Below are 21,425 nucleotides of genomic sequence, written 5' to 3' on the forward strand. Positions count from 1 at the left end.
AAGGCTCGAATCTGTCGGGGTCGCGCTTACACAGGTTCGAGACAAAAGCTGATGAGTCAGTACCAGCAGAATGTCAGCGATGCGGTATCGGCTAAGAAAGTGAAGGGTAAATCGATGAGTACAAACGGTCCGAGGAACTGTGCGAGCGGGTATTCAGCCTTGACCCCGTCATAGCAATCATAAGGCGGGTTGGTGATAGCCCCAAGCCAGGCGCAGCCGCTTAGTTGAGATGCGGCCAAAATCAAGATGAGCTTCCGTAGCACGTTACTTCCTTACTATTTTCCAATTGAACGGTTAGACGCGGGCATGAAAAAGCCGATCTACCTGATCGGCTCAAGTGGCAGGTTTTAGTCAGGAACAACCTTCAATTGCTTCTGATCTCAGGCTTTCACCACCCACTGATAGACGCGCTTAACTTTATCGAAATAATTCCACGTCAACGCGGCACCGACGAAAGCCCCGGCAACGCCGAGTTTGAACACGGTTTGCTGCCAAGTGGTAGATGAATCCAAAAACAGATACGCAAGCCGCTCCAGGCTTAGGCTGTAGTAGGACCGATAAGAAACAAGAAAAGCGATCAGGCAAAGAGCGACAGACACGCAAAAAACCACAAACCCAAACCTGTTGACCGGTTTTTCGAAACTCTGAAAATTCATCCACACCCCCTCCTTTGAGGCAGCGGCATTCAACCAAGGAGAGGGTGTAAAAATCAAGAAATACTGAAGAAACTCGGGTAGAAAATCGTTTTCAACCAGCGCAGCTACTGAATACCTGACTTATACGAATCACACCAGTCAGCCATCGGCGACCACAGTGGCATATTCGGCTCAGGCCAGGGGTGCTGCAACACTTTGCGACGCACACCTGCCACGTCAAATCGTTCGGCGGTGCCGCCGGAGTTCTGAAGCCGCGATCATATGCCGATTTGTACAACGAACTAGATGGCGACATCGTCAATCTGCTGCAGCGAGACTCCGGCAGAAGACTAGGTGCCGCGCAAAGTGTCGGCAATCTGTTCGAGAGGACAGGCTCTGACTATCTTGGGGAGAAAATCGGAATGCCCCGTAAAAATCCCTGAACATGAAAAAGCCCAACTCACAAAAGTTGGGCTAAGTCATTGAATTATATTGTCGGGACGGAGTTATTCGAACACTCGACCCTAGCACCCCATCCAAGCGGACTGGCCTACAGCCCGCCAAACCCGAGGCTTCGCGCCGGGTGCTCGCTGCAACGATGCCCAACGTTGCACAACCGTGTTTTACAAAATCACTCGGAAAGTCACTGAGCCTTTTTGGCGCGCTCTCCGGCGTTCTGCCGACTGAACACCAATCCAAAATCCTACAGCTCGTCGCCTCACCCTCGCCCACCTGTCGCGCCTCGATTACTGTACATGCATACAACATATGTACAGCGAACCCCGCAGCATGAATTTCGAACAAGCAAAATCACTACGCGTCGAGCGCTGGCGCGCCACTCTAGATGACCACGATTTCCGTATACAGAGCCCTGAAGCACACCGGGCAACCCTGCGAGAAATGACGCTGGCTCTTATGAGTGAAGGACTGATCAACCAGCTTGAGCAGCTCGACATGAATGAGATGGCAGACGCTGCGTACTGGCACGCCGTCAAGGAGCTGCAGAACTCCTCAGGCCAGTATAGGGGCGCATCGACCGACGATGTCGTGCAGATCGATAGCCAAAAATTGCTCGGCACAATCAACCGGTCGATATTCAACTTCGCAAATAACGAACCGCGCGGCGCTCCTTCACCTATGACGGGAAAGTGTACTCAGATCAGGAAGGTGTGCGGCTGACGCTTGGGCTCTCCCGAAAGATCGGGAGGATTATTGGTCTGATGCTGGAGATGAATGGTTGTCGGTACCAGTTGATCGAGACGGGACGGATGATCGCCGGCAGCACCCAGCGACCGCCGGACGACGCGGAAACTTACCGGGCGCTTATAGATGCAGCGTAGATCGCTCAAGAAGAACGAGATCTGCGCGCCTTTGAAAAGTTTCGGCCTCATATCGTATCGGCGACTTTCCGCACCCGCCCTGTCTGCCTTAATAGCTTTGGCAAGCGCGATGATTGCCCGACCTGCGCCGGAAGAGGTTTTGTGACGAAGCCGGCGCCCGCGGGTCGAGGCTGAGCATGCAGAATGTCCTTATCGACTCGACCGGGGAGCCGCCGCCCCCCCTTGACCGTCCTGGCCGCTAGCCATGCTAATGCTCGACACGAACGTGCTCGAACTATAAAGTATAGGAAATATATCCTTGAACAAGAAAAATTATGGGCTTAATTAGGTTTTACTTAGCTGTATCTGTATTGATTTTTCACTATCCGCTGACGGATGATTCATTACGTTTTATAAATAGCCTATTTATTAACTCACAAATAGCAATCAACACATTTTTCTTGATGTCTGGCTTTTATATATCATTAGGCCTGAACAATCGCTACAAAGATCCAAGCAAAAATACCACTTTCTACATCGGTAGAGTGCTTAGACTATGGCCTACCTATTTTATATCGCTTCTACTACTTATCCCAACTGGAAAACTACAAGCAGTTACGCAATGGATACTTGAACTTCCCACCACACTAAAATATTTAGCAATATTCTCAAATACAACTATGATAGGGAATGATTTACTGGTTCATTTGAGCGCCATCGATGGCCGAACAGTGTTTTCAGAGTACGGCAAAGATCCTGACCATAACGGTTCTTCGTATATATTAAACTTCCCCTCCTGGTCGCTATCCATTGAGATTTTGTTTTATATAGCTGCGCCTTTCATAGTGAGAAGCTTAAGGACATCGCTTATAATTCTGACCATAAGCATAATATCCTGCATCTACGTGAAGTACATCAATGCAGATATTGCCAGTCTATTCAGGACTGACCTATTCTACCAAAATGTCTTTATATACTTCGGCCTTGGCATCCTAGGGTATCGATTAAGCGAAAGCATTAAAACCAAATCACTGCTCGAAACAGTAAAAATCTTCACCCCGTTCTACTTGTTGTCCGCAATTGCACTGCCAAACAATTATAGCTGGCTTTACTTAATGCTATCACTTGCCATTCCAACGCTGTTCGAGCTAACAAAGAAAAGCAATTTCGATAAATTTCTGGGCGATCTTTCATATCCAATTTATATTTTGCACGTGCCCATAGCACTTCTTATTGTTTGGGCGCTTGACATACAGCATGCACCTGCCGTGCCGTTACTGTTCTTTGTCATATTTGCATCGTCACTCGTAGTGCTATTTGTTGAGCGACCGATTGATCGATTCAGATATCAGTTTTTCAAAGTCAGTAGCCCCCCGTTGCCCCATCAGCGCGTCACTTCTGGCACGTAGTTCCAGCACGCCCACCGCGCCGTCGCCGGTGTCGTTGATAGCGATAATTTGTTGAGCATGCACCGGGGCAATTCCGGCGCGTTCGGTTGCATGATCCAAGGTGCGGCGCCGATCGGTACCAGTACCACTATGCCCGCCGCTTTCCACCGAATGACCATCACGCTAAATCTTTGAAGAAGATGTGCCTACCCAATTTCAGCGTCTGCTTTGCCTTCGCCGCCCACGCTGGCGGCTTTTTTATGCTGACCGCGTAATAGTGCGTGGCGCCGCCGGTAGGATCCGGTACCTTCCCGTCTATCAACAGCAGCAACCCGCTGCACTCTTTCGGGTGCTCGGCCGCCGCGTGCGCCTGGATCGCATTCAAGATGTGCTTTCGCATGTCAGATCCGTGCGATCAGGGAAACAGCGGGGAAGCCACCGAACGGCAGCGGGTTGCCCTCGCCGAAGCGCGGGATGCAACCCTTGCCCAGCGTCGCATTCGTCGAGCTCCGAGTTGTCGGTGACGATGCCATCCTTCGTGACGTACGGTCCGGTGTAGCCGCAGTTCGGCCCGCGATATCCGCCGGTGAGACACCAGTGACAGAGCGTCGTAGCTTGCCGGCCGATCGATTCGTTCCCGACGTCGCCCGGACTGGCCAGCTCCCAGCTGACCGTCTCCCCGTCTACGTTCGTTTTCTGGTCGATGTACCAGACTTCAATCGTCTCTTGGGTCGGGTCAGCATTTGGGTTACCGGCGGGAAAGTTCGCCGCATCGAGGTAAGTTCCGAGCGTGTGGCGCATCGTCAGGTTGAACTCGAGGAGATCCTCGAAGGCCAGGCAAAGCGCGGTGATGCGCCCGCTGACGTTGCCCACCGATAGCGTTGGTCGAACCGCAGTGCCGTCACCGTTCGCCTCGATGCCATCGATCTGCATTGGCCAGGCGCTATACTCATTGCCCTGCCATGTAAATCGCTTTCGCCGGCAATTGTTCGGCATTAGCACCGGCGGAGCTTCGGCAGCAAAAAATATACGGTGTAAGCCGAACCAGAACGTGGGAAGAAGCAACAAAGTTTCTGATTGAGAGCAAGGATCAGCCATCAATCAAGCTGACGGCGCATCACCTGAAGCATTTGCACCCTTATCTCAAAGACCTGCCATTGACGCATATCGATGACCACGCGCTTGAGCCGTTCGTGAAGGATCGTTTGAAGGGAATGGTGTTGCCGTGCGGCAAGCAGTTGAAGCCGGTAGCGCCGCGCACGATAAACATTTCAATCGAGCGGGTAATCCGGGTTCTATCGCTTTGCGCAAGGAAGTGGCGGGACGAGGAGCGTAGGCCATGGCTTGATTCGGTGCCGACGCTGGTCAAGCTGGACTTAAAGAAGAAAGTTCGCGAGCCCTACCCCATGACATGGGAAGAACAGTCGATCCTTTTCGGAGAGTTGCCGGCTCACCTGCAGACGATGGCGCTGTTCAAGGTAAACACCGGCTGCCGCGAGCAGGAAGTTTGCAAGTTGAGGTGGGATTGGGAGATTTCGGTTCCGGAACTCGGAACCAGCGTGTTCCTAATCCCGGCTGACTTTGGCGGCAGACACGAACGGTCCGGCGTGAAGAATGGCGACGAGCGCCTAGTGGTGCTGAACAGCGTTGCCAAGTCGATCATCGATCAGCAGCGCGGCCTGAGCAAGGAATGGGTTTTTCCTTACAACGGTAACGCAATGCATCGGATGAACGACTCTGCTTGGAAGAAGGCGCGAGTGAGAGCGGCGAAACTCTGGCAGGAGGAAAACCTTCGCCCCGCTCACCCTGGCTATCTGTCGATCAGGATCCACGATTTGAAGCACACGTTTGGCCGTCGCCTTCGAGCGTCGGGCGTAACCGAGGAAGACCGAAAGGCACTTCTGGGTCATAAGAACGGCAGCATCACCAGTCACTACTCGGGCGCTGAGCTCGGGCATCTGATTGAAGCTGCAAATATGGTATCAGCAACCGATTCGCGTGGGCCGGTGCTGACGATATTGAAGAGGAAGCAGGCGTGAGAAATGGAGAAGTCACGCAAATGTCACGCGCATGAAAAAGGCCAATGCTGTAAACATTGGCCTAAGTCATTGAAAAATATGGTCGGGACGGAGTGATTCGAACACTCGACCCCTAGCACCCCATGCTAGTGCGCTACCGGACTGCGCTACGCCCCGACTGATTTACAACCCGCCCTTCACCTCGAAGAGCGCTCAAGAATATAGCGCAAGCTTTTGAAAACTGGAAGTATTCAAAAGCAGCTTTTTATTTCTTGAGGACCACCAGTACATCTTCCAATTCGGCAATCATCTGCCGAATCATCTGCTTGTACTGGGTCGTGTCGTCTTTGGCCTCATCGCCGGACAGGCGCAAGCGTGCGCCGCCGATGGTGAAACCTTGATCATAAAGGAGCGCGCGGATCTGCCGGATCATCAGCACATCCTGGCGCTGATAATACCGGCGGTTTCCGCGGCGTTTGACGGGGTTGAGTTGAGGAAACTCCTGCTCCCAGTAGCGAAGCACGTGTGGCTTTACGGCACACAGCTCGCTGACTTCACCAATGGTGAAGTAGCGTTTGCCCGGGATGACGGGAAGTTCGTCGTTATGACTTGGTTCCAGCATAAGCCTCAACTCGGGCCTTCAACTTCTGCCCTGGACGAAAGGTGACCACACGGCGAGCCGTGATCGGGATTTCTTCCCCCGTTTTCGGGTTGCGGCCAGGCCGCTGGCGTTTGTCCCGAAGGTCGAAATTGCCGAAACCGGACAATTTGACCTGCTCGTTGTCTTCAAGAGCGTGCCTGATTTCCTCAAAAAACAGTTCGACCAATTCCTTGGCTTCCCGCTTGTTCAGGCCCAGCTCCTCATACAGACGTTCCGCCATCTCAGCTTTCGTCAAAGCCCCCATACGTCACTTCCTTAACGTGGCGTTCAACCTTTGTTCGAGCGAGGTGAGGATATTTTGCGTCGTCGAATTCACCTCATCGTCATTAAGAGTGCGCGATGGATGCTGCCAGGTCAAGCCAACTGCAAGGCTTTTTCTATCAGGATCAATGCCTTTACCCTGATATACGTCAAACAGCCTGAGATCTGTGAGCCATTCGCCTGCATTTTCACGGATTACGTCCAGTACTGCCGAGGCGGCGACGTCTTTGTGCGCAATCAGTGCAAGGTCACGACGCACTTCAGGAAAGCGCGACAACTCGTGGAATTTCGGCATTTTACCGAGTGCCACTTCAGCCAGGACCAGCTCGAAAACGAAGACCGGACGGTCCAGACCCAGAGCTTTCGACAGTTCAGGGTGAATGGCACCGATGAAACCGACTTCACGCCCTTCCCGCTCGATGCGCGCGGTTTGACCCGGGTGCAGCGCCGGGTGTTTGCCCGGAGCGAAAGTGAACGAATCCAGCGCACCGGCGAAGCCCAGCACCGCTTCCACGTCAGCTTTGACGTCGAAGAAGTCGACGGTGTCGCGACCTTGCGCCCAGCCTTCCGGCAGACGGCTACCGCAAACCACACCGGACAGCATCGGCTCTTGCTTCAGGCCTTCCAGCTGACCAACAAAGCGCAGACCGCTCTCGAACAGACGCACGCGATCTTGCTGACGGTTGAGGTTGTGCTGCAGCGCCTTGACCAAACCTGGCCACAGCGAAGAACGCATGGCGGCCATGTCGTTGGAGATCGGATTGGCCAACAACAGCGGCTCAACGCCCGGATTGAACAGTTCGAACTGACGTGGATCGATGAAGCTGTAGGTGATCGCTTCCTGATAACCACGGGCCACCAACAGGCGACGCAGTTCCGGCAGGTCGCTACGCGCTTCAGCCTTGGCTTGCGGTGCCAGGCGAGCTTGCGGGTAACGCACCGGCAGACGGTTGTAACCGTACAGGCGAGCCAGTTCTTCGATCAGATCGACTTCCAGGCTGATGTCGAAGCGATGGCTTGGCACTTCTACGCGCCACTGGCCTTCATCATCGGCAGTAATGCCAAGACCCAGACCGCTGAGCAGCCGCTCGACCTGTGCCGAATCCATTTCCATGCCCAGCATCTGAGCGATGCGCTGGGAACGCAGAGTGATCGGCGCGATTGATGGCAGGTGCTGTTCGCTGACGGTCTCGATGACCGGGCCAGCTTCACCGCCAGTGATTTCCAGCAGCAGGCCAGTGGCGCGCTCCATGGCTTCACGGGCCAGTTGCCAGTCAACGCCACGCTCGTAGCGGTGCGACGCATCGGTGTGCAGACCGTAGGAGCGAGCCTTGCCAGCGACAGCGATCTGGTCGAAGAATGCGGATTCCAGGAATACGTCGCGAGTGGTCGCGGACACACCGCTGTGCTCGCCACCCATGACACCGGCAATCGCCAGAGCGCGAGTGTGGTCGGCAATCACCAGCGTATCGCTACGCAGGCTGACTTCCTGACCGTCGAGCAGCACCAGCTTCTCGCCCTCTTCCGCCATGCGTACACGGATGCCGCCATTGATTTCGGCGAGATCGAAAGCGTGCAGTGGCTGACCCAGTTCGAGCATCACGTAGTTGGTGATGTCGACGGCAGCATCGATGCTGCGCACGTCGGCGCGACGCAGACGCTCAACCATCCACAGCGGGGTTGGCTTGGACAGATCAACGTTACGGATCACACGACCCAGGTAACGTGGGCATGCAGCAGGGGCCAGTACTTCTACCGAACGCACTTCGTCGTGCACGGCAGGAATGGCCATGACCACCGGACGGGTAACCGGCGCGTCGTACAGCGCGCCGACTTCACGGGCCAGACCAGCCAGGGACAGGCAGTCGCCACGGTTCGGGGTAAGGTCGACCTCGATGCTGGCGTCTTCCAGATCCAGATACACGCGGAAATCTTCACCCACCGGCGCATCGGCCGGCAGCTCCATGAGACCGTCGTTGCCTTCACCGACTTGCAGCTCGGCTTGCGAGCACAGCATGCCGTTGGACTCGACGCCACGCAGCTTGGCTTTCTTGATTTTGAAGTCGCCCGGCAGCTCGGCACCGATCATGGCGAACGGAATCTTCAGGCCCGGACGCACGTTTGGCGCACCGCACACGACCTGGAAGGTTTCCGCGCCATTGCTCACCTGGCAAACGCGCAACTTGTCGGCATCCGGGTGTTGCTCGGTGCTCAGCACCTCGCCCACGACCACGCCGCTGAAAACACCGGCGGCCGGCGTAACGCTATCGACCTCAAGACCGGCCATCGACAGACGAGCAACCAGCTCATCGCGATCTACCTGCGGGCTAACCCAGCCACGCAGCCATTGTTCACTGAATTTCATCCTGCTCTCCTAAGAATTCGTTACGACTAGCGAAATTGCGCGAGGAACCGCAAGTCGTTGTCGAAGAACAGACGCAAGTCGTTCACGCCGTAACGGAGCATGGCCAGACGCTCGACGCCCATGCCAAAGGCAAAGCCGGAGAACTCTTCCGGATCGATGCCGGACATGCGCAGCACGTTCGGGTGAACCATGCCGCAGCCCATCACTTCCAGCCAGCCAGTCTGCTTGCAGACGCGGCAGCCTTTACCGCTGCACATCACGCATTCCATATCGACTTCGGCGGATGGCTCGGTGAACGGGAAGTACGAAGGACGGAAACGTACGGCCAGTTCTTTCTCGAAGAACACCCGCAGGAATTCTTCGATGGTGCCTTTGAGATCGGCAAAATTGATGTCGCGGTCAACCAGCAGGCCTTCGACCTGGTGGAACATCGGCGAGTGGGTGATATCGGAGTCGCTGCGATACACACGGCCTGGGCAGACGATGCGGATCGGTGGCTGCTTCGATTCCATGGTGCGGACCTGTACCGGCGAGGTATGGGTGCGCAGCAGCATGTTGGCATTGAAATAGAAGGTGTCATGCATCGACCGGGCCGGGTGATGGCCTGGGATGTTGAGCGCTTCAAAGTTGTGATAGTCGTCTTCGACCTCAGGGCCTTCGGCAATGCCGTAGCCGATACGGGTGAAGAACTGTTCAACACGTTCCAGAGTACGGGTCACCGGATGCAGACCACCGGAGGTCTGACCACGGCCCGGCAACGTTACGTCAATGGACTCGGCGGACAGTTTGGCAGCCAGTTCGGCTTCTTCAAACAGGGCCATGCGCGCATTGAGAACGCCTGTAACACGTTCCTTGGCAACGTTGATCAGGGCGCCGACTTGCGGACGCTCTTCTGCCGGCAAATTCCCCAGGGTCTTCATCACCTGAGTCAATTCACCCTTTTTGCCAAGGTATTGAACCCGGATTTGCTCCAGGGCATTGATATCTTCAGCGCTTTGCACAGCCTCTAGTGCTTGAGAGACCAGCGCATCCAGGTTTTCCATGTACAGACTCCAGATACAAAATAGGGGAAGAGCTTGAAGGCTCTTCCCCTATTTAAGACGTTTACCACCTGGCCCCACGGAAGTGAGGCCGGGTGATTGTCGGGGGTACTTAAGCCAAGGTGGCTTTAGCTTTCTCGACAATCGCAGCAAACACCGCTTTTTCGTTCACTGCCAGATCAGCCAGAACCTTACGGTCGATCTCGATGGACGCTTTTTTCAGGCCAGCGATGAAACGGCTGTAGGACAGACCGTTAACACGAGCACCAGCGTTGATACGAGCGATCCACAGAGCGCGGAACTGACGTTTTTTCTGACGACGGTCACGGTAGGCGTATTGGCCTGCCTTGATTACCGCTTGCTTGGCAACACGGAATACGCGCGAACGTGCACCGTAGTAGCCTTTAGCAAGTTTCAGAATTTTTTTGTGACGCTTACGGGCAATGACGCCACGCTTTACACGAGCCATGAGTTACTTCCTCTATTCTTGACTAAAATTAACGAAGGCGCAGCATGCGCTCGACTTTTGCCACGTCAGACGGATGCAGCAAGCTGCTACCGCGCAGTTGACGCTTACGCTTGGTCGACATTTTAGTCAGGATGTGGCTCTTGAAAGCGTGCTTGTGCTTGATACCGTTAGCAGTTTTCAGAAACCGCTTAGCAGCACCACTTTTGGTTTTCATTTTTGGCATGTTCGGATACTCCGCATTCAGTTGATAAACATAATCAGAAGGCCTGCCGTGCCCTGTTGATTACTTCTTCTTTTTCGGGGCGATGACCATGATCAGCTGGCGTCCTTCCATCTTAGGATGCTGTTCGACCGAACCGTACTCGAGCAGGTCAGCTTCAACCCGCTTGAGGAGTTCCATCCCCAGCTCCTGGTGGGCCATCTCACGGCCGCGGAATCGCAAGGATACCTTGGCCCTGTCCCCATCACTCAGGAAACGTACCAGGTTGCGCAGTTTTACCTGGTAATCCCCTTCCTCCGTCCCTGGACGAAACTTGATTTCTTTAACCTGAATCTGCTTCTGGTTTTTCTTGGCCGCGGCAACCTGCTTCTTCTTCTCGAAGATCGATTTGCCGTAGTCCATCAGTTTGCAAACAGGGGGTACTGCATCGGCGGAAATTTCCACCAAATCCAGTTTGGCCTCTTCAGCCTTAAGAAGCGCGTCTTCAATTGACACAATCCCAAGCTGTTCACCTTCAGCCCCAATTAACCGAACCTCGCGTGCCGAGATATTCTCGTTGATCGGGGCTTTCGGTGCAGCTCGTTTATCTTGTCTCATTTCACGCTTAATAATAATTACTCCGAATCTGGGCGACCACGCCGGGAAACCGCTTGCGCGAGAAACTCAGCGAACTGGGCGACGGGCATCGAGCCCAGGTCAGCACCTTCACGAGTACGCACAGCGACAGTCTGCATCTCGACTTCCTTATCTCCGATTACCAAGAGATAGGGAACCTTGAGCAAAGTATGCTCGCGGATTTTAAAGCCGATCTTTTCATTTCTCAAGTCGGACTTGGCACGAAATCCGCTTTCGTTGAGAGTTTTTTCAACTTCTGCAACAAAATCTGCCTGTTTATCAGTGATATTCATGATCACCGCCTGGGTCGGCGCGAGCCACGCAGGGAATGCACCTTCATAGTGCTCGATCAAAATACCGACGAAACGCTCGAAGGAACCGAGGATCGCGCGGTGCAACATCACTGGGTGTTTGCGGCTGTTGTCTTCGGAGACGTATTCAGCGCCCAAACGGACAGGCAGGTTAAAATCGAGCTGCAAGGTACCACATTGCCAGACGCGACCGAGGCAATCTTTTAGCGAGAACTCGATCTTCGGACCGTAGAACGCACCCTCACCCGGCTGCAGATCGTACGGCAGGCCCGCAGAATCAAGGGCTGCAGCCAGTGCAGCTTCAGCGCGATCCCACAACTCGTCAGAACCGACGCGTTTTTCCGGACGAGTGGACAGTTTCATTTCGACGTCGGTGAAGCCGAAGTCGCGATAAACATCCATGGTCAGCTTGATGAATGCAGCGGATTCGGCCTGCATCTGCTCTTCGGTGCAGAAGATGTGAGCGTCGTCCTGAGTGAACGCACGTACACGCATGATGCCGTGCAGCGCACCCGACGGCTCGTTACGGTGGCAGGCACCGAATTCGGCCAGACGCATCGGCAACTCGCGGTAGCTTTTCAGGCCTTGGTTGAACACCTGCACGTGGCATGGGCAGTTCATCGGCTTGATGGCGTAGTCGCGGTTTTCCGACTGCGTGGTGAACATGTTGTCGGCGTAGTTGGCCCAGTGCCCGGATTTCTCCCACAGGCTGCGGTCAACGACTTGAGGGGTCTTGATCTCAAGGTAGCCGTTGTCGCGCTGGATCTTGCGCATGTACTGCTCGAGCACCTGGTACAGCGTCCAGCCGTTCGGGTGCCAGAACACCATGCCCGGGGATTCTTCCTGGGTGTGGAACAGGCCCAGACGCTTGCCGATCTTGCGGTGATCGCGCTTTTCAGCTTCTTCGATGCGCTGGATGTAAGCCGCCAGTTGCTTCTTGTCTGCCCAAGCGGTGCCGTAAACGCGCTGCAATTGCTCGTTCTTGGCGTCGCCGCGCCAGTAGGCACCGGACAGCTTGGTCAGCTTGAAGGATTTCAGGAAACGCGTGTTCGGCACGTGCGGACCGCGGCACATGTCGACGTATTCTTCGTGATAGTACAGACCCATGGCCTGTTCGTTCGGCATGTCTTCGACCAGGCGCAGTTTGTAGTCTTCGCCACGGGCCTTGAACACTTCGATCACTTCGGCGCGCGGAGTGACTTTCTTGATCACGTCGTAATCTTTCTCGATCAGCTGCTGCATGCGCTGTTCGATGGCAGCCATGTCGTCCGGAGTGAAAGGACGTTCGAAGGCGATGTCGTAATAGAAGCCTTCGTCGATGACCGGACCGATGACCATTTTAGCGGTCGGGTACAGCTGCTTGACCGCATGACCCACCAGGTGAGCGCAAGAGTGGCGAATGATCTCCAGCCCCTCTTCATCCTTTGGCGTGATGATTTGCAGGGTCGCGTCGCTGCTGATGATGTCGCTGGCGTCGACCAGTTGACCATTGACCTTGCCGGCCAGAGTGGCTTTGGCCAAGCCAGCACCAATGGATGCGGCGACCTCGGCTACGGAAACCGGGTGATCGAATGAACGTTGACTGCCGTCGGGAAGAGTAATAGTTGGCATGGCGCCTCCTCTCCTAGTGGTGACCCCTACCAAAGGTCACGTGGGTTGGGATGAGCCAGTACAAGATCCGATCCAGGCCATTCAATGACGAACGCCTGCCTTACAGCGGCAGGAGCCTTGCGGCCAACCGGAAAACCGAACCAGAGTGACTGGGATTCAAATCGAAGTATTCGCACGCTGACCGCGTCCGGGGCTGAAGGCCATCCGGCGCCTGAGAACGCTTGAGCCCGGCATGCTAGCACAGATGAGCGGTCACTTATGCCTCTGTTTGATCAGAAGGCAAATCGTCCGTTTTTATGCCAGAGTGCTGAACTTGATCGGCCTTCAAGCCCTCAGATAACAAGACATTGACCCACAAGGAGCATCCTCGCATGCGTCTGAATACCCTGTTCGCCGTAGTCGCCCCCATTGTTCTGCTGCTGCCGCTGAGCGCCCACGCCGATTGGCCTAAGGGTGAACGCGAGAAGTACATGGCGCAGTGCACCCAGGCAGCGACCCCACAGATTGGCGCTGCGGCGGCCAAATCTCATTGCGCCTGTGGCGCTGACGCCATCAAATCCTATCCAGCGAGCGACATTCAGGCACTGATGGACAATAAGGCCACCCCTGAACTGCAGCAGAAAGCGCTGGGCCAAATCGCCAAATGCAAGGCCAACACCCCGGCGAAAAAGTGATCAAAAAAGCGTTCTGAATCGGCTCAGCGCCCCTGAAAAGGGCTGAATTTGCGTCTTTTCAGACGATTTATGCAGGTTTTACAGGTTTTTTTATCGTCTTTACGTTCCGCTGAAAGCCTTGTAAACCGGGGCTTTCAGCCGATAAAGGCAGTAAAGAAAACACGACTGATTGGCAAACAGCACGTCCGGGGGGCTACCAAAGCGAACATTTCGACTATGATACTCCGGTGTGCCCAGTTGGCCTGAGCAGCACAGTACTACTGAAAATATATGTTTCTTGGAGATACACCATGTCTAATCGCCAAACCGGCACCGTTAAATGGTTCAACGATGAAAAAGGCTTCGGCTTCATCACTCCTCAAGGTGGCGGTGACGACCTGTTCGTACACTTCAAAGCTATCGAATCCGACGGTTTCAAAAGCCTGAAAGAAGGCCAGACCGTCTCCTTCGTGGCTGAGAAAGGCCAAAAGGGTATGCAAGCTGCACAGGTTCGCCCAGAGTAATTTCTCGGCGCACTAAAAAAACCCCGTCCATGTGACGGGGTTTTTTATGCCTGCAACAAAAGCGCCCTGCAATCAGCCGCAGTTGACGCGATTGATCACCAGGTTGTTATCGGTGTTCAGGTTCAGGCGATCAGAACGGTATTCCAACGTGATCATATCGGTCGGCTTGAGGAACCGTGCATTCTGCGCACCCGCCTTGGCCCGCGCCTGCTCCAGCAGTTCTGGCGAAGCTTTCTTGCCGATGGCGAATTGCGCCGCCGATGCTTCACAACGGCTGTGACCGGCTTCGGTCGCCACCGGATCCTTTGCCGACTCGCTGGAGGTCGTACTGCAACCGGCCAACATGGCAACGGCCATAAGTGCACCCAGTGTCGCGAACTTCAAAGGCATGAAGCCTCCTTGTTTTCAAAAGTTAAGCTGAGATCGTGCGACCGCCATTCCGGCGTTTGGTTTCACGGCAAATGCCATCACCTTGCCCCACTATCGGAAAAACGCCGAGTGTGCCTGAGCGACAACCGGCTCTTCATCAATCAATCGTGACTGAATATTAACGTGCTCAGTAAACGTCGATGTAGTCGAACGGCGGATTCGGCCAATTGTCCTTTAGCGCATTGAAAATCTGCATCACCCACACCTCATCGCTGGCCGCGACATTGCCCACATAACCGGAGCCCTTGGCCCAGGTTTCGAGTCGGAACAGCAGGCCGTCGATATCCTGACCACCGGTCACGCCTGAGGAAATGTAAGCAATACCTCCTTTGGTCACACGCAATTGAGTGTGTTCGTCGTCACTGGCCGAGGCGAGCAGTTGGCGCACGGCATCAAGCGTGAGGCCGTCAGGGGTATTCAAATCGATCTGCACAGCACGATCCTTGGAAAGCCGTAAAAGACCAAGTGTCGCATAGCACTCCGCTCATGCCTAAGTCGCAGTGCCAAATGCCCGACAAAATGGTTAACTCGACGCACAGACTTCGCGACTTCTCGAGCGTACCTCATGACCACCATCAGCATCGACGCCGACATTAAAGCCAAGTGGGCAGACGGACACAGCTCCTATAGTCCGGGGACTACGGAAGAACTGGCACTGATCGGGATCGATCTATTGGTCAAAGAGCTGGGCACGGAAGCGGCCCAGCAATTCATCAAGCAGATTTTCGAGCGTTATCCGACTGAAAAATTCGGGCATGCAGAAAAGGTGTGAAGCTTTGCAGGACTGAAAGTTTGGGGTGTCTGTGCGGGCCTCTTCGCGAGCAAGCTCGGCTCTTACAGGGTCGCGTTAATTTGTAGGAGCCGAGCTTGCTCGCGAAGGCGGCCTTCCTGGCGACGCACCTTCTGCGAGTGCGAATGCTTTATTTCAAACGCTTCAGACGCTCGGTGAGCAAATCAAAGAAGCCCTGAGCATCGCCATTTTCCACCCAGAACGCATTCTTCGGCGCCTTCAGGCCGTCATACCAGTCAACAATTGTCTGACCGAAAGTCGGCCCTTCACGGCTATCAACCACGACATTCACCGAACGACCGGTGAACAGCTCAGGCTTGAGCAGGTAGGCGACAACGGTAGCGTCATGCACCGGACCACCCGGAATACCGTAGTGCTCCATATCGCCCTTGATGTACTCGTTGAGAATGTCGCCGACAATTTTGCTCGCATTGTTGTTCAGCGCGGCAATCTGCTTCAGGCGCGCGTCACTGGTGAGAATCTTGTGGGTCACGTCCAGCGGCAGATAGGTCAGTTTCACGCCACTCTTGAGCACCACTTCGGCCGCTTGCGGGTCAGCAAACAGGTTGAATTCGGCAACCGGGGTGATATTGCCGCCATTGAAGTGCGCGCCACCCATGACCACCACTTCCTTGATGCCCTGAACAATTTCCGGCTCTTGGATCAGTGCCAGCGCCAGGTTGGTCTGCGGACCGAGCATGGCGATAGTGATGCTGTGCGGCTTGGCTGTTTTCAGGGTATCGATCAAGTAATTGACCGCATTGCCTTCAGCCAGGCCTTTTTTCGGCTCATGCACGGCGACACCCGACAGGCCTTCCTTGCCATGGATGTTTTCGGCGTAGATCGGCGTGCGCATCAGCGGCTTCGGCGCTCCGGCGTAAACCGGTACGTCTTCGCGCCCTGCCCACTCGCGGGCCAGGCGGGCGTTACGCGATGTCTTGTCCAGACGGACGTTGCCGGCCACGGTAGTCAACGCGCGAATATTCAGCTCGTCCGGCGAGGCCAGGGCGAACAGCAAGGCGACGACATCGTCAGCGCCTGGATCGGTGTCGATGATCAGATCGATTTTTTCCGCCGCGTGAGCGCCGGTTGCAGAGATAACGGACAAGAGCAGCAGACTCCGGAGCAGTTGGTGCAGTTTCAGAGCATAGCGTTGCATGGCGCATTCCTTGTGCTGGTGAAATCAAAAATTAAAAGGTAACCCCGGCGACCAGCACGATGTTGCAGTACGGCTGGCATTCGCCCGTACGAACAATCGCCCGCGCCTGTCGGCTAAGCACCTTGAATTGCTCGTGACTGAGCAGATCGCGACGCCCCAAGGCGCCCTCTTCATTCAACGCGTCCAGCGTATTCAGCGCCGTCGGTTGCTTGTCGAAGATCTCTTTGGCCAGCGCATGACTTTCCACCTGCATCTCGCTGAGCACGACGTTCAAGGTGCTGACGAAATCCGGCACGCCGTGGGTCAGCGCCAGATCAATCAGCTCGACACCTGGCGGCACCGGCAGCCCGGCGTCACCGATGACCACCATGTCGCCATGGCCCAGGGAGGCAATCAGCCGCGACAACGCGACGTTGAGCAGAGGAGTTTTTTTCATGCGGGTTTAAAGGCCTGTACGTCGGATAGGGTTGGAATGGACGGCTGCGCGCCGGCGCGAGTGACCGACAGTGCCGCAGCGATCTGCCCGTAGCGAATCGCCTCGGCTTCTGATTTGCCAGCGGCCAATGCAGCGGCGAAACCACCGACGAAGGTGTCCCCCGCCGCTGTGGTGTCGACGGCCTGCACTTTCGGCGCCGGGAAATGCTCGAAACCCTGACCGTTGGCAAACAAAGAGCCTTGAGCACCGAGGGTAATGATGACCTTGCCCGCACCCATGGCGATCAGGTGACTGGCCGCTTTTTCAGCGGATTTCAGCGAGTCCACCGGCAACCCGCTCAACGCGCTCGCCTCGCTTTCGTTGGGGATCAGATAATCGATCGCGGCAAACCAGTCGGCGGGCAGAGGACGGCTGGCCGGCGCCGGGTTGAGGATCACGGTTTTGCCAAGCGCGCGCGCCCGTTTCAGCGCATGGCCAACGGTTGCGTCGGGAATTTCCAGCTGGCAGATGACGACGTCCGCCGCTTGCAACACGGCATCAAAACGGTCGATCACTGCCGGTGTCATCGCGCCATTGGCCCCAGCGACAATGACAATCGCGTTCTGGCTGTTGTCATCGACCACGATCAGCGCCACGCCACTGGAATCCTCGACAACGCTCACCGCCTGGCAATCAATCCGCTCGGCCAGCAAGGCGTCGCGCAATTGCACGCCGTAGTCGTCGTTGCCGACGCAACCGACCATCGCCACTTGCGCCCCCAGTCGCGCAGCGGCGACGGCCTGATTGGCACCCTTGCCGCCGGACACCGTGGCAAAGGAATGACCGATCAGCGTTTCACCGCCTACAGGGAGGCGTGGCGCCCGGGTCACCAGATCCATGTTCAGGCTGCCTATTACCACTACATTTGCTGGCATACATCATTACTCGTCAATTCGGTTTCAGCGGTATTCGGTGAACACGCCGGACAGCGGCGCGGTCGATTCGCGCAGGACAATACTCGGGGTCACGATGCGTTGATCGGTGCCCAGATTCGGGGTGGCAATCCTTCGCAACAATACTTCAGCCGCCATCTCACCCAGTTGCAGGATCGACTGGCCGACGGTGGTCAGCGCCGGGTATACGTAGCGGCTCATCTGGATATCGTCGAAGCCGATTACCGACAACTCGCTCGGCACACGCACGTTGCGCTCCGCCGCTGCGCGCAGCACGCCGATACCGATCATGTCGTTACCGGCAAAGATCGCGCTGGGCGGGTTGTCTTCAAGCAGGATCGCTGCCGCGTTGTAACCGCCGGTGCTGGTAAAATCACTTTCCAGCATGCGCGCCTGGCGCACTTCGATACCGGCCTCTTTCAGCGCCCGGCAATAACCGGCCTGACGCATCTGCGCCACGCTGGTACTCGCCGGGCCGCCGATGGTGGCGATGTCGCGATGGCCCAGTTCCAACAGGTGGCGAGTCGCGAGGTAGGCGCCGTATTCGTGGTCGATGCGCACCAGATCGGCATCGACGCCGTCCAGACCCCGGTCGACGATGACCATGGGCGTTTTCACACCCGCCAGCCCTTGCGCCAGACCACTGTCACCGCCGGCGGAGGCAACAATCAAACCGTCGATGCGTTTTTCCAGCAGCACACGCAAATAGCTGCGCTGCTTTTCCGGGTTGTCGTCGGAGTTGCAGAGGATCACGCAGTAGCCGTTACGCTCACAGTAATCCTCGATACCCCGCGCCAACTCGGCGAAGTACGGGTTCAGACTGTTGGGCACCAGCAGGCCGATGGTCGCGGTGGTCTTGGCTTTGAGTGAGCGCGCCACCGCACTCGGCACATAGTCGAGACTCTTGATCGCCGCCTCGACTTTCAGCCGCACTTGCTGGCTGACCGGCCGGGTGTTGTTCACCACGTGGGACACGGTCGTGTAGGAAATCCCCGCGAGCGCCGCCACATCCTTGATCGTTGCCATATCGGTTTCTTAGCCCCGTCGACTGGCGCGTTGACTGCGATAAGTATCGAGCACCACGGCGATGACGATCACCGCACCGGTGATGATACGTTTGGTCGGTTCAGTCGCACCGATTTGCGCCAGACCGGCCGCCAGTACGGAAATGATCAACACGCCAAAGAAGGTGCTGATCACCGAACCGCGCCCGCCCATCAGGCTGGTGCCGCCGATGACCACGGCCGCGATCACTTGCAGTTCCAGACCGGAGCCGGCATTCGGATCCGCTGCTTCCAGACGGGAAATCTGGAACAGCGCCGCGATACCGGCAAGCAACCCCATCAGGCTGAACACCAGAATCTTGTAGGGCTTGGGATTGATCCCGGCGAGTCGCACTGCTTCTTCGTTGGTGCCGATGCCGATCAGGTAGCGACCGAACACGGTGCGCGTCAGAACCGCCTGGGCAATGATGATGACCAAAAAGGCAATGATGAACGAAGGCGAGATACCGAACGCGATGGGATTCGACAGCCAGGCAAACGAGTCGCCGATGTAGGCAGTGCGCGACCCGGTCATCTGATAGGCCAGGCCGCGAGCCATTTCCAGCACGCCGAGAGAGACGATAAACGATGGAATCCGCCACGCAACGGTGATCGACCCAGTGACTGTGCCGGCCAGTGCCGCCACCGCCATGCCCAGCAACGCCGAGGGCAACACGCCCCAGCCCCAGCCGAGAATCGCCACGCTGACCGTCGATGCCGCCAGCGCCAATACCGAACCGACCGAAAGGTCGATGCCGCCGATGATCAATACGAACGTCATGCCGACCGCCAGCACCATCAAATCCGGGATCTGGTTGGCCAAGGTGCTGAAGGTGTTATAGGACAGAAAGTGGCTGCTCAAGACCGAGAACAGCGCAATCATCGCCAGCAAGGCCCCGGCCAGACCGAGATAAGTGCCCAGGCCGTAGAAATTGCCACTACGTTTGCCGGCAGGAGATGCAGTTTTCATGGGAGATCCCTAGGCGCCGCTTCGTTGAGCAACGCATCACGTTTTTGGTAGCCGGCGAACGCGGCGGCAAGCAAATCATCCTGAGTCCAGCTGTCGCGCTCGAACGTGTCGATCAGACGCCCGGCCGACAACACGCCGATGCGGTCGCAGATCAGCATCAGTTCGCGCAGGTCACTGGACACCACCACCAGCGCTTTGCCCTGGCGAGTCAGTTCGCCGAGCAATGCATAAATGTCGAACTTGGCGCCGACGTCGATGCCACGGGTGGGCTCATCGAACAGCAGTACCGAACAATCACGTTCCAGCCAACGGCCGATCACCACCTTCTGCTGGTTACCACCGGACAACTCTGAAACAAGCTGTGTCGGGCTCGAACTGCGGATGCGCATGGCGTCGATCTGACGCTTGGCAAGGGCGATTTCATCGCCGTTATTGACGACACCGCCGCTGGAAATTTCCGGCATGTTGCCCAGCGCAATGTTCGCGCTGATCGACTGACTGAGCAGCAAACCTTCGCCCTTGCGGTCTTCAGTGATCAGCGCGATGCCATTGCGCACTGCATCGACCGGCGAGCGCACACTGACCACTTTCGCTGGCGAACCGAGGGCGATGGTGCCGCTGTCGGCGGTGTCTGCACCGAAGATCAAGCGCAACAACTCTGTGCGCCCTGCCCCGATCAGTCCGGAAATCCCGAAAATCTCGCCGGCACGCACCTCGAAGGAAACATCGCGAACCTTGTCGGAGCGAGTCAGGCCTTTGACCGTCAACGCCGGCGCGCCAATATTGCGCGCGCCCATATCAATATGCTCGCCCAGCTCGCGGCCGACCATCAGCGTGACCAGTTGCTCGCTGTTGTAATTGGCCATCGGCTCGACGCAGACCAGATTGCCGTCGCGCAGTACGGCAATGCGCTGCGCCACACGGGCCAGCTCTTCGAGGCGGTGGGAAATGTAGATGATCGAGACGCCGCGCGCCTGCAAGCGGGTGATCTGCTCGAAGAGCATTTCAACTTCGCGCGCGGTGAGCATCGCGGTCGGCTCATCGAGAATCAGCACATGGCAATCGCCGATCAGGTTGCGGGCGATTTCAACCATCTGCTGATGGCCGATACCCAATTCGCCGACCAGTGTGTCCGGATCGATTGCGTCGAGGCCGACTTGCGCCATGGCTTCGATCGCCGCTTTGCGCAGTTGCTTGCGGCTGATCCAGCCACCGTTGCTCGGCAGATTATCGAGAAACAGGTTCTCCGCCACCGACAGGGTCGGCAACAGATTGAGTTCTTGCATGACCATGCGCACGCCGAGGTCTTCGGCCTGGGTACGGCTGCCCGGGCGATAATCCTTGCCCTGAAACTGCATCTGGCCGGTGGTCGGGGTGACCAGTCCGCCAATGATTTTCGACAAGGTGCTTTTACCGGCGCCATTCTCGCCGGTCAGCGCCAGTACTTCACCGCGCATCAGCGTCAACTCGATGCCGGTCAGCACCGGTTGCGCATAGGTCTTACCGATACCGCTGACCGAGAGGACAGCGTTCGGGGCGGAAACTGACATAAAAACTCTCCATGCGCTCGCCCGGA

23 protein-coding genes, 1 tRNA gene and 4 pseudogenes are annotated in these 21,425 nt (G+C 56.3%); 6 read left to right on the forward strand and 22 right to left on the reverse strand.

The window, feature by feature from the left end:
• Positions 1-380: 380 nt before the first annotated feature.
• Complete coding sequence (locus tag ACZZ0B_RS15790; RefSeq protein ID WP_463545726.1) at positions 381-656, reverse strand: hypothetical protein; 276 nt, start codon at positions 654-656, stop codon at positions 381-383.
• Between the two features lie 768 nt (positions 657-1,424).
• Between ACZZ0B_RS15790 and ACZZ0B_RS15795 the strand changes: the two genes are divergently transcribed.
• Positions 1,425-1,814: a hypothetical protein gene (locus ACZZ0B_RS15795; RefSeq protein WP_463545727.1), complete on the forward strand. Its 390-nt coding sequence runs from the start codon at positions 1,425-1,427 to the stop codon at positions 1,812-1,814.
• A gap of 475 nt (positions 1,815-2,289) precedes the next feature.
• A pseudogene (locus ACZZ0B_RS15800) lies at positions 2,290-3,258 on the forward strand (acyltransferase family protein); the annotation flags it as partial.
• Between the two features lie 9 nt (positions 3,259-3,267).
• Here the strand turns inward: ACZZ0B_RS15800 and ACZZ0B_RS15805 are convergent.
• The 4 genes and pseudogenes from ACZZ0B_RS15805 to ACZZ0B_RS15820 all read right to left on the reverse strand — a co-directional run bounded on the left by ACZZ0B_RS15805 (position 3,268) and on the right by ACZZ0B_RS15820 (position 4,440).
• Complete coding sequence (locus tag ACZZ0B_RS15805) at positions 3,268-3,462, reverse strand: hypothetical protein (RefSeq protein WP_463546982.1); 195 nt, start codon at positions 3,460-3,462, stop codon at positions 3,268-3,270.
• A gap of 58 nt (positions 3,463-3,520) precedes the next feature.
• Positions 3,521-3,664, reverse strand: a pseudogene (locus ACZZ0B_RS15810) (cell wall hydrolase); the annotation flags it as partial.
• Positions 3,650-3,742, reverse strand: a pseudogene (locus tag ACZZ0B_RS15815) (phage tail protein); the annotation flags it as partial. The pseudogenes ACZZ0B_RS15815 and ACZZ0B_RS15810, both read right to left, overlap by 15 nt.
• Positions 3,724-4,440 (reverse strand): phage minor tail protein L, encoded by a 717-nt coding sequence (locus ACZZ0B_RS15820; RefSeq protein ID WP_463545728.1) that lies wholly within the window; start codon positions 4,438-4,440, stop codon positions 3,724-3,726. The gene ACZZ0B_RS15820 and the pseudogene ACZZ0B_RS15815, both read right to left, overlap by 19 nt.
• On the opposite strand from ACZZ0B_RS15820, the pseudogene ACZZ0B_RS15825 reads away from it, so the two are divergent.
• Positions 4,350-5,381, forward strand: a pseudogene (locus tag ACZZ0B_RS15825) (tyrosine-type recombinase/integrase); the annotation flags it as partial. The gene ACZZ0B_RS15820 and the pseudogene ACZZ0B_RS15825 overlap by 91 nt on opposite strands.
• Positions 5,382-5,460: 79 nt before the next feature.
• Here the strand turns inward: ACZZ0B_RS15825 and ACZZ0B_RS15830 are convergent.
• The 9 genes from ACZZ0B_RS15830 to thrS all read right to left on the reverse strand — a co-directional run bounded on the left by ACZZ0B_RS15830 (position 5,461) and on the right by thrS (position 12,913).
• A tRNA-Pro gene (locus ACZZ0B_RS15830) sits at positions 5,461-5,537 on the reverse strand.
• 88 nt (positions 5,538-5,625) lie between these two features.
• Complete coding sequence (locus ACZZ0B_RS15835; protein ID WP_003179985.1) at positions 5,626-5,982, reverse strand: MerR family transcriptional regulator; 357 nt, start codon at positions 5,980-5,982, stop codon at positions 5,626-5,628.
• Positions 5,963-6,265 (reverse strand): integration host factor subunit alpha, encoded by a 303-nt coding sequence (ihfA, locus tag ACZZ0B_RS15840; protein WP_002553164.1) that lies wholly within the window; start codon positions 6,263-6,265, stop codon positions 5,963-5,965. The genes ACZZ0B_RS15835 and ihfA overlap by 20 nt, the downstream gene beginning before the upstream one ends.
• Positions 6,266-6,268: 3 nt before the next feature.
• Positions 6,269-8,647: a phenylalanine--tRNA ligase subunit beta gene (gene pheT, locus ACZZ0B_RS15845; RefSeq protein WP_463545729.1), complete on the reverse strand. Its 2,379-nt coding sequence runs from the start codon at positions 8,645-8,647 to the stop codon at positions 6,269-6,271.
• 26 nt (positions 8,648-8,673) lie between these two features.
• Positions 8,674-9,690 carry a phenylalanine--tRNA ligase subunit alpha gene (gene pheS / locus ACZZ0B_RS15850; RefSeq protein ID WP_003226365.1) on the reverse strand — a complete coding sequence of 339 codons (1,017 nt, stop codon included), beginning with the start codon at positions 9,688-9,690 and terminating at the stop codon, positions 8,674-8,676.
• A 109-nt stretch (positions 9,691-9,799) separates the two neighbouring features.
• A complete protein-coding gene (rplT, locus tag ACZZ0B_RS15855; RefSeq protein WP_007913489.1) occupies positions 9,800-10,156 on the reverse strand; it encodes a 50S ribosomal protein L20 in 357 nt (118 codons plus the stop codon).
• Positions 10,157-10,184: 28 nt separating this feature from the next.
• Positions 10,185-10,379 carry a 50S ribosomal protein L35 gene (gene rpmI, locus ACZZ0B_RS15860; RefSeq protein WP_002553160.1) on the reverse strand — a complete coding sequence of 65 codons (195 nt, stop codon included), beginning with the start codon at positions 10,377-10,379 and terminating at the stop codon, positions 10,185-10,187.
• A gap of 60 nt (positions 10,380-10,439) precedes the next feature.
• Positions 10,440-10,991 (reverse strand): translation initiation factor IF-3, encoded by a 552-nt coding sequence (gene infC, locus ACZZ0B_RS15865; RefSeq protein WP_170947229.1) that lies wholly within the window; start codon positions 10,989-10,991, stop codon positions 10,440-10,442.
• Positions 10,991-12,913 (reverse strand): threonine--tRNA ligase, encoded by a 1,923-nt coding sequence (gene thrS, locus ACZZ0B_RS15870; protein ID WP_007913488.1) that lies wholly within the window; start codon positions 12,911-12,913, stop codon positions 10,991-10,993. Before thrS ends, infC begins: the two co-directional genes overlap by 1 nt.
• Positions 12,914-13,284: 371 nt before the next feature.
• On the opposite strand from thrS, the gene ACZZ0B_RS15875 reads away from it, so the two are divergent.
• Positions 13,285-13,587: a hypothetical protein gene (locus ACZZ0B_RS15875; protein ID WP_008083281.1), complete on the forward strand. Its 303-nt coding sequence runs from the start codon at positions 13,285-13,287 to the stop codon at positions 13,585-13,587.
• A 290-nt stretch (positions 13,588-13,877) separates the two neighbouring features.
• Positions 13,878-14,090 (forward strand): cold-shock protein, encoded by a 213-nt coding sequence (locus ACZZ0B_RS15880; protein WP_003179963.1) that lies wholly within the window; start codon positions 13,878-13,880, stop codon positions 14,088-14,090.
• Positions 14,091-14,162: 72 nt separating this feature from the next.
• On the opposite strand, the gene ACZZ0B_RS15885 is transcribed toward ACZZ0B_RS15880, so the two are convergent.
• Both ACZZ0B_RS15885 and ACZZ0B_RS15890 read right to left on the reverse strand, forming a co-directional pair.
• Positions 14,163-14,480, reverse strand: coding sequence for an I78 family peptidase inhibitor (locus tag ACZZ0B_RS15885; RefSeq protein ID WP_008083276.1), 318 nt, complete (start codon positions 14,478-14,480; stop codon positions 14,163-14,165).
• 166 nt (positions 14,481-14,646) lie between these two features.
• On the reverse strand, positions 14,647-14,952 hold the full coding sequence (locus ACZZ0B_RS15890; protein WP_463545730.1) for a hypothetical protein: 306 nt from the start codon (positions 14,950-14,952) through the stop codon (positions 14,647-14,649).
• Between the two features lie 132 nt (positions 14,953-15,084).
• On the opposite strand from ACZZ0B_RS15890, the gene ACZZ0B_RS15895 reads away from it, so the two are divergent.
• Positions 15,085-15,291 carry a hypothetical protein gene (locus ACZZ0B_RS15895; RefSeq protein ID WP_463545731.1) on the forward strand — a complete coding sequence of 69 codons (207 nt, stop codon included), beginning with the start codon at positions 15,085-15,087 and terminating at the stop codon, positions 15,289-15,291.
• A gap of 148 nt (positions 15,292-15,439) precedes the next feature.
• Here ACZZ0B_RS15895 and ACZZ0B_RS15900 read toward each other — a convergent pair whose 3' ends face one another.
• The 6 genes from ACZZ0B_RS15900 to ACZZ0B_RS15925 are packed head-to-tail and all read right to left on the reverse strand — an operon-like array spanning position 15,440 to position 21,399.
• Complete coding sequence (locus ACZZ0B_RS15900) at positions 15,440-16,468, reverse strand: nucleoside hydrolase (protein ID WP_008083271.1); 1,029 nt, start codon at positions 16,466-16,468, stop codon at positions 15,440-15,442.
• 31 nt (positions 16,469-16,499) lie between these two features.
• The gene (rbsD, locus tag ACZZ0B_RS15905; RefSeq protein WP_008083269.1) at positions 16,500-16,904 is read right to left on the reverse strand and encodes a D-ribose pyranase; all 405 of its coding nucleotides are present in this window, start codon (positions 16,902-16,904) and stop codon (positions 16,500-16,502) included.
• Positions 16,901-17,818, reverse strand: a complete 918-nt coding sequence (gene rbsK / locus ACZZ0B_RS15910) for a ribokinase (protein ID WP_463545732.1) — start codon at positions 17,816-17,818, stop codon at positions 16,901-16,903. The genes rbsD and rbsK overlap by 4 nt, the downstream gene beginning before the upstream one ends.
• Before the next feature lie 24 nt (positions 17,819-17,842).
• A complete protein-coding gene (locus ACZZ0B_RS15915; RefSeq protein WP_440096493.1) occupies positions 17,843-18,862 on the reverse strand; it encodes a LacI family DNA-binding transcriptional regulator in 1,020 nt (339 codons plus the stop codon).
• A 9-nt stretch (positions 18,863-18,871) separates the two neighbouring features.
• The gene (locus tag ACZZ0B_RS15920) at positions 18,872-19,849 is read right to left on the reverse strand and encodes an ABC transporter permease (protein ID WP_008083263.1); all 978 of its coding nucleotides are present in this window, start codon (positions 19,847-19,849) and stop codon (positions 18,872-18,874) included.
• Positions 19,846-21,399 carry a sugar ABC transporter ATP-binding protein gene (locus tag ACZZ0B_RS15925; protein ID WP_463545733.1) on the reverse strand — a complete coding sequence of 518 codons (1,554 nt, stop codon included), beginning with the start codon at positions 21,397-21,399 and terminating at the stop codon, positions 19,846-19,848. Before ACZZ0B_RS15925 ends, ACZZ0B_RS15920 begins: the two co-directional genes overlap by 4 nt.
• Between the last annotated feature and the right edge of the window lie 26 nt (positions 21,400-21,425).

It is taken from the genome of Pseudomonas sp. AC247, from assembly GCF_979258015.1.

Bases quoted from the DNA above. Each gene is read 5' to 3' on its own strand.
- ACZZ0B_RS15790 (WP_463545726.1), bottom strand. From the start codon at position 656: ATGAATTTTCAGAGTTTCGAAAAACCGGTCAACAGGTTTGGGTTTGTG.
- ACZZ0B_RS15795 (WP_463545727.1), top strand. From the start codon at position 1,425: ATGAATTTCGAACAAGCAAAATCACTACGCGTCGAGCGCTGGCGCGCC.
- ACZZ0B_RS15820 (WP_463545728.1), bottom strand. From the start codon at position 4,440: ATGGCTGATCCTTGCTCTCAATCAGAAACTTTGTTGCTTCTTCCCACG.
- ACZZ0B_RS15835 (WP_003179985.1), bottom strand. From the start codon at position 5,982: ATGCTGGAACCAAGTCATAACGACGAACTTCCCGTCATCCCGGGCAAA.
- ihfA (WP_002553164.1), bottom strand. From the start codon at position 6,265: ATGGGGGCTTTGACGAAAGCTGAGATGGCGGAACGTCTGTATGAGGAG.
- pheT (WP_463545729.1), bottom strand. From the start codon at position 8,647: ATGAAATTCAGTGAACAATGGCTGCGTGGCTGGGTTAGCCCGCAGGTA.
- pheS (WP_003226365.1), bottom strand. From the start codon at position 9,690: ATGGAAAACCTGGATGCGCTGGTCTCTCAAGCACTAGAGGCTGTGCAA.
- rplT (WP_007913489.1), bottom strand. From the start codon at position 10,156: ATGGCTCGTGTAAAGCGTGGCGTCATTGCCCGTAAGCGTCACAAAAAA.
- rpmI (WP_002553160.1), bottom strand. From the start codon at position 10,379: ATGCCAAAAATGAAAACCAAAAGTGGTGCTGCTAAGCGGTTTCTGAAA.
- thrS (WP_007913488.1), bottom strand. From the start codon at position 12,913: ATGCCAACTATTACTCTTCCCGACGGCAGTCAACGTTCATTCGATCAC.
- ACZZ0B_RS15875 (WP_008083281.1), top strand. From the start codon at position 13,285: ATGCGTCTGAATACCCTGTTCGCCGTAGTCGCCCCCATTGTTCTGCTG.
- ACZZ0B_RS15880 (WP_003179963.1), top strand. From the start codon at position 13,878: ATGTCTAATCGCCAAACCGGCACCGTTAAATGGTTCAACGATGAAAAA.
- ACZZ0B_RS15885 (WP_008083276.1), bottom strand. From the start codon at position 14,480: ATGCCTTTGAAGTTCGCGACACTGGGTGCACTTATGGCCGTTGCCATG.
- ACZZ0B_RS15895 (WP_463545731.1), top strand. From the start codon at position 15,085: ATGACCACCATCAGCATCGACGCCGACATTAAAGCCAAGTGGGCAGAC.
- ACZZ0B_RS15900 (WP_008083271.1), bottom strand. From the start codon at position 16,468: ATGCAACGCTATGCTCTGAAACTGCACCAACTGCTCCGGAGTCTGCTG.
- rbsD (WP_008083269.1), bottom strand. From the start codon at position 16,904: ATGAAAAAAACTCCTCTGCTCAACGTCGCGTTGTCGCGGCTGATTGCC.
- rbsK (WP_463545732.1), bottom strand. From the start codon at position 17,818: ATGCCAGCAAATGTAGTGGTAATAGGCAGCCTGAACATGGATCTGGTG.
- ACZZ0B_RS15915 (WP_440096493.1), bottom strand. From the start codon at position 18,862: ATGGCAACGATCAAGGATGTGGCGGCGCTCGCGGGGATTTCCTACACG.
- ACZZ0B_RS15920 (WP_008083263.1), bottom strand. From the start codon at position 19,849: ATGAAAACTGCATCTCCTGCCGGCAAACGTAGTGGCAATTTCTACGGC.
- ACZZ0B_RS15925 (WP_463545733.1), bottom strand. From the start codon at position 21,399: ATGTCAGTTTCCGCCCCGAACGCTGTCCTCTCGGTCAGCGGTATCGGT.